Source organism: Paracoccus sp. S4493 (assembly GCF_000967735.1).
GTDB classification, from domain to species: domain Bacteria; phylum Pseudomonadota; class Alphaproteobacteria; order Rhodobacterales; family Rhodobacteraceae; genus Paracoccus; species Paracoccus marcusii.
Genome location: NZ_JXYF01000369.1, coordinates 1 through 861, shown reverse-complemented (window position 1 = coordinate 861; position 861 = coordinate 1). Strand labels below are relative to the sequence as shown.

The following is an 861-nucleotide window of genomic DNA, read 5'->3' as shown; positions in this document are numbered from 1 at the left end:
CCCGCCATTCAGGCCCACCCCGGCACCGACCTGCAGCGTCTGCGCCAAGGTGGCCGCATCGATCCGACCGCCCTCGCCCGGCATGGTCACCAGCTTTGCCCCATGAGAGAAGAATTCGGGCGCGGCACATTCGCTGGTCTCGATATGCGCGCCGTCGTGGCAGTAGATGCGCCCGAAGGACGGCGACAGCTGCGCACAGACCAGCGCATTCGCGGCCGTCCCGGTGGCGACAAAGCGGACGACGGCCTCGGGTGCCTCCAGCAGATCGCGGATCGCGGCCTCGGCCCGCGCGGTGACCGGGTCGGCGCCATAGCCCATGACCGCGCCGGAATTGGCGTCGGCCATCGCGGTCAGGACGGCAGGATGCGCAGCATACGAATTGTCCGAGGCGAAATTCATGACAGATCCTCGATGATGTGGTCCTCCCAATCGTCCTCGGTGACCGACAGCTCGCTGACGGTCCAGCCGCGGACGCTGACGCCTGCTTCGTGCACCGTCTCGGTCGAGCCCGAGATCAGGTGGTGCCAGTCATACAGCGGCCGCCCCTCATGGCGCAGGCGATAGGCGCATGTGACGGGCAGCCACCAAGCGACCTCCTTGATCTTGGCGGGGGTCAGCACCACGCAGTCCGGGACATAGTCGTGGCGGTTCGGGTAGCTGCTGCACCGGCAGGCGTCCCCGTCCAGCAGCTTGCAGGCGACGCGCGTGAAGGCCAGCTCGTTCGTGTCCTCGAACTCGATCTTGTTCAGGCAGCACTTGCCGCAGCCGTCGCACAGCGCCTCCCACTCGTCGGGGGCCAGGCGGGGCAGCGGCAGTTCCCAGAAACGCTCACGCATCAGCGGCCCGACAGCAGGGCGCGGG

2 protein-coding genes are annotated in these 861 nt (G+C 67.9%); both read right to left on the bottom strand.

Features of this window, described 5'->3' with window-relative positions; genetic code table 11:
* The coding region (locus tag TW83_RS17785; RefSeq protein ID WP_045984123.1) for a beta-eliminating lyase-related protein at nt 1-399 on the bottom strand (399 nt) is incomplete at its 3' end.
* Entirely contained in the window at nt 396-836 is a 441-nt protein-coding gene (locus TW83_RS17780; RefSeq protein ID WP_045984124.1) for a YcgN family cysteine cluster protein, read from the bottom strand. The genes TW83_RS17785 and TW83_RS17780, both read right to left, overlap by 4 nt.
* Nucleotides 837-861: the final 25 nt, after the last annotated feature.